The organism is Geobacillus sp. PK12, from assembly GCF_004123125.1.
Taxonomy (GTDB): domain Bacteria; phylum Bacillota; class Bacilli; order Bacillales; family Anoxybacillaceae; genus Geobacillus; species Geobacillus zalihae.
This window is the reverse complement of sequence record NZ_SDKL01000018.1, coordinates 43489-50071: the sequence shown is the minus strand read 5'-3', so window position 1 is coordinate 50071 and position 6583 is coordinate 43489. Positions and strand designations below refer to the sequence as shown.

Here is a 6583-nt window from a genome sequence, read left to right as displayed (position 1 = left end):
TTTCTATACCCTTTGGATTTTATTGGATAATCAACACGCCTGTACTTTTTGGTGCTACACCAACAATTCCTTTTCCATTGTCCGTCGCTGCGATTATTCCTGCGACATGTGTTCCATGCCCTAAATAATCTGTGAAAATTGTTTTGTCTCCGCCATCATCATTGGTGAAGTTCAATCCGCCGATAATATTTTCTTTTAAATCGGGATGGCTAATATCGCAACCTGAATCCAACACAGCAACAACAATACCTTGCCCTTTTCGGCTTTTTTCCCAAACTTTTTGAGCCCCGATTATTTCTATACCTCTTGGAATGGTTTGCAAGTCATTGAATACGGACTTTATATTAGTTGTCTCTAATAACAATTCCTTCATTTCTCTTACCCCCTTTTCTCATTATTTAAAGTGAAATATATAAGCTGAAAACAAATAGAACAAACGAAACGCTTAAAATACAAACTACCGCTTTATCCGTATAGCTCTTACATCTCGATCATCTTTTTGCTTGGTGTCGTCGGGGTGATGGCGTATTTCCCGGATACGCGCATCGCGTTAATCGTCGGCCCGGCTTGGTTGTTGCTGCTGACGGCCGTATACTTCGCGAGAGGCATGCACCGCCGCCACCGACACGAACAAGAGAAAAGACAAGCCGGATAATGGCGAAGCAAAACGGGGCTGACCCAAAAGAGCGGTAATGCTCCTATCTGGGGCGACATAGAAAAATAGACCAACACGAAAAACCCGGTAAAACCGAGGATTTCAGAGGTGGTCTCTTTCACATACTTCGGTTACATTTCATCAAAAAGGGACTTTTGAGTCAGCTCCGTTTCCTTTTCATTTGTTGGCAACTGCACAACCCGTCCCTCATCTTTCTTTGACGCCGATGTACGCCTGGCGCGGGTGGTTCGGCTGATCCGGATATTTCAATCGGATTTTCCCTTCGTCGACCAGCTTCCCTAAGTAGTTGGTGCGCAGCCCATCCGGCGTCCGTTCCAACAGCGTCGCCAACTCTTTCAGCCGCAACGGTCGCTCGCAGCACAGGCGGACGATCATCTCTTCCATAACCGCCGGAGCCAACCGCTTTTTTCGACGTGCTAGTTCTGCCATCTCCCACAGCCGCTCATCGATCGACTCGTTTCTCTCTTCTTCCTCCCTTTCATCAACAGATATAGCATTATTTACGGAGTTTGGTGTTTTATTAACGGAGTTTTCACCTTTATTAACGGAGCATGACGGGATATTTACGGAGTCAACCTCGTTTTTTACGGAGTTCGCCTCCCTATTCAAGGAGTTTGTCGAGTTGTTTACGGAGTTTTGTTCGATAATAACGGAGTTGAGCTCCTTATTTACGTAGTTGGCCTCGTTACTTCCGAAGTCCACGTCATGTTGATCCGCACCGTGTTCTATCCATGCTTGTTCTTGCTGTTGCAATGATTCATTGATTTCTGTTTCAATTGTCGCCCCCGCCTCAGCTGGAAACAACAATGGGCATAACGTCACGATCGTGCGGTCTGGATTCATTTGCTGCAAAATATCGACCGGCTGGACAAGCGCCCGTTCCTGCCAATCATGCATGCGCTTCAAACCGGATCCTGCGCGTTTGCATACATCGATCAACAAAAACATTTTAAAGATGTTCGGATTGCGCAGATTGCTCATTTGTCCAGCCATAGCGGCTTCAATTGGCAGGCGGAACCGGCCCGGGTTGGCAAATCGAAACGCCCCGTCCTCTTTTTCAACGGTAATGCCGCCTTCTTCCCCGTAATCGGCATGAACGATGGCATTAGCGAGCGCCTCGGCGAGCAGAGCACGCCCTTCCTCAAGCCAAACGTGGCGCTCCAACTCCGCCAACACGCGGAAATAAAAATCATAGGCGTTGCCGGACCACGTTCCATCCTGCGATGTGAACCGCTTCGCCCATCCTGCCGCCTTTGCACCGTCATATTCCCGGTATTCTAAAAAATATTGCGGCAGCACCTCGGTAATGATCCGCTCTTCGCTGAACATCACGAGTCCGGCGAGCGTCAGTCCTTCTTTGCTGCTGTCGCGCAGCTTGCCCCAAGCGCCGATTTTGTATAAAAACTCTTTCGTCTCAAGACTGTTCCATGGATGCCCCGGTTTGGCGCGGGCAAACTGCTCCCGGTAATGGCTGACGGTCTCAAAATTGAGCTCGCTCAAGCTGTAATGCTCTAAAATGAAGCTGTCTGCCAACCCATTGGCGCGTTCATGAAACGAATGTGTATATTTATTCACTCTTGATCTTCCTTTAACATTATTTTTGCAAAACAGTCTTGACCTCTTTTTTTCTATTGTACCATCTTTTATTCTCCTTGCGGACGATTGCCAAAAAAAGAAAAGGGTTGTGGATATGTGGAATAACGGTCCATGGCAAAGAGCAAACTATGGAAAACCACTATTGACAGGCAAGGAGGCATCCGTATGTCATCCCTCCCTTCGGTCATAGAGCCGTATTGGCGTGATTCCGTGCCGCTTCCGTCCTTCCCGAAGCTCGAAGAAGACGTTTCGGTCGACGTCGTGGTTGTAGGCGGCGGCATTTCCGGCATTACAACCGCTTATTTACTGGCGACGCAAGGTGTGCGCGTCGCCCTTCTCGAAGCGGACCGGCTGTTGAACGGAACGACCGGCCATACAACGGCGAAGCTGACTGCCCAGCACGATTTGGTGTACGATGAATTCCTAAACCACTTTGGGGCGGAAAAGGCGCGCCTATATTATGACGCTTGCATGGACGCACTTGGCTTCGTCCGCCGCACGATCGAGCAGCACGGGATCGACTGCGATTTTTGCGAACAAGACGCCTACATATATACGACGTCTTCTTCATCATTACAAAAATTAGTAAAAGAATGGCAAGCGTACGAGCGTCTAGGAATTGACGGCGCTTTTGTCGAATCGATTCCGCTCCCGCTGCCGGTCACAGCGGCCGTCGTGATGAGGAAGCAAGCGCAGTTTCATCCGCTCAAATATTTGGTCAGACTGGTCGAAGCCATCAAACAGGCCGGCAGCATCATTTACGAGCACACGCCGGTCGCCGACATTGAACAAGGAGAGCGGCTGTCCGTCGTGACGCGCAGCAAACGGCGGGTCACATGCGACCACGTCGCCGTCTGTTCCCACTTTCCGTTTTATGACGGCGGATTTTATGTTTCCCGCATGTATGCTGAGCGCTCGTATGTCATTGCCATCACAGCTGCAGAGCCATACCCGGGAGGCATGTACTTGAGCGCCGACAACCCGAAGCGATCGGTCCGTTCCGCAGCGGCAAATGGCGAGACGCTTATTCTCATCGGCGGGGAAAACCATAAGACCGGCCAAGGGGTGCCGACAATGCGCCATTATGAGGCGTTGTCCTCGTTCGCCTCGCAGTTGTTTACGGTAAAAGACATTCGTTACCGTTGGTCGGCCCAAGACTTGACGACGCTTGATAAAGTGCCATATATCGGCCCGATGACGGCAGGGACGCCAAACATTTATGTCGCGACAGGGTACCGGAAGTGGGGGATGACAAACGGCACAGCGGCGGGGATGATGTTGTCCGACCTCATTCTCGGCCGCGACAACCTGTATCGCGACTTGTACTCTCCGTCGCGCTTTTACGCCGACCCGAGCGTGCGGCAATTTTTCACGACAAACCTCGATGTCGCCAAACACTTGATCGTTGGAAAAATCGAACTAGCTGTTCGCCAGCCGCAAGATTTGGCGCGCGGAGAAGGGGCGGTCGTCTCGGTCAACGGGAAACGGGCGGGCGCCTATAAGGACGAAGCGGGAACGCTTCATGTCGTTGATACGACGTGCACCCATATGGGCTGCGAGCTGGAGTGGAACAGCGGCGACAAGACGTGGGACTGTCCATGCCATGGCTCGCGCTTCTCGATCGATGGCGATGTGATCGAAGGACCGGCGAAACAGCCGCTCGCGTGCATTGAACTTGATGACGCGAAGTGAGGCGCTGACGCAGGACGGCGGCGCGTGCAGAACATCGTCGCAATCGGCATGTCGACCTTGAGTTCCAATGGGGGTTGGGAGCGTATGTTCCTAACCCCCTTATCGTTTTCATTTGCCGATGGCGCATTTCGTGATAAGATGAAAATGAGAGTGGACTGCATGTTGTATGATGTTTTCGGGAGGGATGACGCATGGACCTTGAACCGATTTTTCTCACCCCTGTCTTCCAAGAACGGATTTGGGGCGGCACGAAGCTCGCCGAACGATTCGGCTACGACATTCCGTCTTCGCAAACCGGGGAATGCTGGGCGGTGTCCGCCCATCCGCACGGGCAGACGGTCGTCGCCCGCGGACCGTTTGCCGGGATGACGCTCGGACAATTATGGGAGGAACGCCGCGATTTGTTCGGCCACTTCCCGTCTGACCGCTTCCCGCTGTTGACGAAAATTTTGGACGCCAACGCCGACTTGTCCGTCCAAGTCCACCCGGACGATGAATACGCCAAAACGCATGAAGGCGGAGAGCTCGGCAAAACGGAATGTTGGTACATCATCGATTGCAAGCCGGGCGCCCAGTTGATTTACGGCCATTATGCAGAAACGAAAGGAGAGCTGCGCGCGATGATGGAAGCGGGGGAATGGGATCGTTTACTTCGGAAAGTGCCGATCCGCCCCGGCGACTTCTTCTATGTCCCGAGCGGCACGATCCACGCCCTTTGCGAAGGGACGCTCGTCCTTGAGACGCAGCAAAGCTCAGATACAACCTACCGCGTCTACGATTATGATCGCGTCGACAGCCAAGGGCGGAAGCGCGAGCTTCATCTCGAGAAAGCGATTGACGTCACGACCGTCCCGCATCGCGACATCGATGTCCACCCCCATGTCGCCGAATTTCCCGGCGCGACGGTGACGACCTTCGTGGAAGGAGACTACTTCGGCGTCCAAAAATGGGACGTCCATGACGCGTTCGCGTCAGAACAGACGAAACCGTTTCTCATCGTCAGCATCCTAAAAGGCGAAGGTGAGCTCGTCCGCGAAGGACAGACATACCCGCTTCGCCGGGGCGACCATTTCATTTTGCCGCATCAATTCGGCCGTTTCACCATTCGCGGCTCCCTCCAAGCGATCGCGTCGTGGCCACGGAAAGGCAAATAAACGCGGGTGTCCCAAAGGTTCGGGACACTCGTTCTCATTGCCATAAGCAGCAAAATGACCAAATTGTGTTCGATTTAAGGGGCGTCGCCTTTTTGGGTCAGCCCCTTCTTTTTGTCGAAAATATTAACGGGGGGATTGTTTTCCTAGTTGGCCAAGACGGTATACGTACGCAATATGCCGCGCCGTTTGCGTCACATACTGTTCCGCCTGCTCCAACGCTTTCTCGAGCGGAATGACGCCGGGAACAATTGTAAAGAGGGCGTCAATGCCATGGTCTAAGACGACCGCGCTGTCGTCGCCCAACGACCCGGCGATGCCGATGACGGGGACGCCGAACTGTTTCGCTGTCTTGGCAACGCCGATCGGCGTTTTGCCGAACACCGTCTGTCCGTCAATCCGCCCTTCGCCGGTGATGACCAAGTCAGCGTCTTTGACGCGCTCTGCGAGCTGAACCGTCTCGATCACAATCTCCACGCCGCGCTTTAGCTCGGCCGGGAGAAACGCGAGCAGTCCCGCCCCCAACCCGCCGGCCGCACCCGCTCCCGGGATGTCGCCGACTTGTTTGCCGAGATCACGTCGGATGACGTCGGCATAGTGCGCCAAGTTCTGGTCGAGAACCGCGACCATATCCGGTGTCGCCCCCTTTTGCGGGCCGAAAATGGCGGACGCTCCGTTCGGACCGGTAAGCGGGTTGTCGACGTCGCACGCCACGTCAATGCGGACTCCCCCAAGACGCGGGTCGAGACCGGAAAGGTCAATCGCATGCAAATCGGCCAGCGCGCCGCCGCCCGGACCGATGTCGCAGCCGTCTTCATCCAAAAGCCTTCCCCCGAGCGCCTGCACCATGCCGGCCCCACCGTCGTTCGTCGCGCTGCCGCCAATGCCGATGATGAGGTGGGTGGCACCGGCATCCAGCGCTGCAAGGATCAACTCCCCTGTCCCTCGCGTCGTCGTCACCAATGGATTGCGCCGGTCGCGCGGGACAAGGTGCAGCCCTGAGGCGGCGGCCATCTCAATCACCGCCGTCTTCCCATCGCCAAGCAAACCAAAAAACGCCCGCACCGGCTCGCCGAGCGGCCCGGTCACGTTCACTTCCACGATGCGGCCGCCGGTCGCATCAACGAGCGACCGCACCGTCCCTTCCCCGCCGTCGGCCATCGGCACCTTAACGTATTCCGCCTCCGGAAACACCGTGCGAAACCCACGCTCGACCGCCTCGGCGACTTCGAGCGCAGAAAGGCTTTCTTTAAATGAATCAGGAGCAATAACGATTTTCATTCTTTTTCCCTCCTCATGTGTCAAATTTTGTGGAAAAAAAGCGAAAAACAATGCCATTTTGTCTATTTTCACAATTATGTATATAGTACTATAATAGATATAACCATATGTTCGTTTGTTCCAATTGGGAACATGTTGATTCTATAAAAAAGACGGTTTCCAAATTCACCGTTCGCCATCGTCTGCT

Annotated in this window: 6 protein-coding genes; 2 read left to right on the top strand and 4 right to left on the bottom strand. The window is 53.6% G+C overall.

From position 1 onward, the window contains the following. Nucleotides 1-19: 19 nt before the first annotated feature. The 3 genes from ETR37_RS08075 to ETR37_RS08065 all read right to left on the bottom strand — a co-directional run bounded on the left by ETR37_RS08075 (nucleotide 20) and on the right by ETR37_RS08065 (nucleotide 2251). Complete coding sequence (locus tag ETR37_RS08075; RefSeq protein WP_060788907.1) at nucleotides 20-373, bottom strand: S8 family serine peptidase; 354 nt, start codon at nucleotides 371-373, stop codon at nucleotides 20-22. 107 nt (nucleotides 374-480) lie between these two features. Further along, a complete protein-coding gene (locus ETR37_RS20005) occupies nucleotides 481-609 on the bottom strand; it encodes a hypothetical protein (RefSeq protein ID WP_255211316.1) in 129 nt (42 codons plus the stop codon). Between the two features lie 253 nt (nucleotides 610-862). Continuing rightward, nucleotides 863-2251: an ATP-binding protein gene (locus tag ETR37_RS08065; RefSeq protein WP_129447135.1), complete on the bottom strand. Its 1389-nt coding sequence runs from the start codon at nucleotides 2249-2251 to the stop codon at nucleotides 863-865. A 186-nt stretch (nucleotides 2252-2437) separates the two neighbouring features. On the opposite strand from ETR37_RS08065, the gene ETR37_RS08060 reads away from it, so the two are divergent. Both ETR37_RS08060 and manA read left to right on the top strand, forming a co-directional pair. Then, nucleotides 2438-3964, top strand: coding sequence for an FAD-dependent oxidoreductase (locus tag ETR37_RS08060; RefSeq protein ID WP_129447134.1), 1527 nt, complete (start codon nucleotides 2438-2440; stop codon nucleotides 3962-3964). 191 nt (nucleotides 3965-4155) lie between these two features. After that, a complete protein-coding gene (gene manA / locus ETR37_RS08055; RefSeq protein ID WP_015376118.1) occupies nucleotides 4156-5118 on the top strand; it encodes a mannose-6-phosphate isomerase, class I in 963 nt (320 codons plus the stop codon). Nucleotides 5119-5241: 123 nt separating this feature from the next. Here the strand turns inward: manA and ETR37_RS08050 are convergent, their stop codons facing one another. After that, on the bottom strand, nucleotides 5242-6396 hold the full coding sequence (locus ETR37_RS08050; RefSeq protein ID WP_129447133.1) for a glycerate kinase: 1155 nt from the start codon (nucleotides 6394-6396) through the stop codon (nucleotides 5242-5244). Nucleotides 6397-6583 lie beyond the last annotated feature (187 nt).

What these genes read in the sequence shown, in the direction of transcription:
- ETR37_RS08075 (WP_060788907.1), bottom strand. Translation starts at nt 373, where the DNA reads ATGAAGGAATTGTTATTAGAGACAACTAATATAAAGTCCGTATTCAAT.
- ETR37_RS20005 (WP_255211316.1), bottom strand. Translation starts at nt 609, where the DNA reads ATGCCTCTCGCGAAGTATACGGCCGTCAGCAGCAACAACCAAGCCGGG.
- ETR37_RS08060 (WP_129447134.1), top strand. Translation starts at nt 2,438, where the DNA reads ATGTCATCCCTCCCTTCGGTCATAGAGCCGTATTGGCGTGATTCCGTG.
- manA (WP_015376118.1), top strand. Translation starts at nt 4,156, where the DNA reads ATGGACCTTGAACCGATTTTTCTCACCCCTGTCTTCCAAGAACGGATT.
- ETR37_RS08050 (WP_129447133.1), bottom strand. Translation starts at nt 6,396, where the DNA reads ATGAAAATCGTTATTGCTCCTGATTCATTTAAAGAAAGCCTTTCTGCG.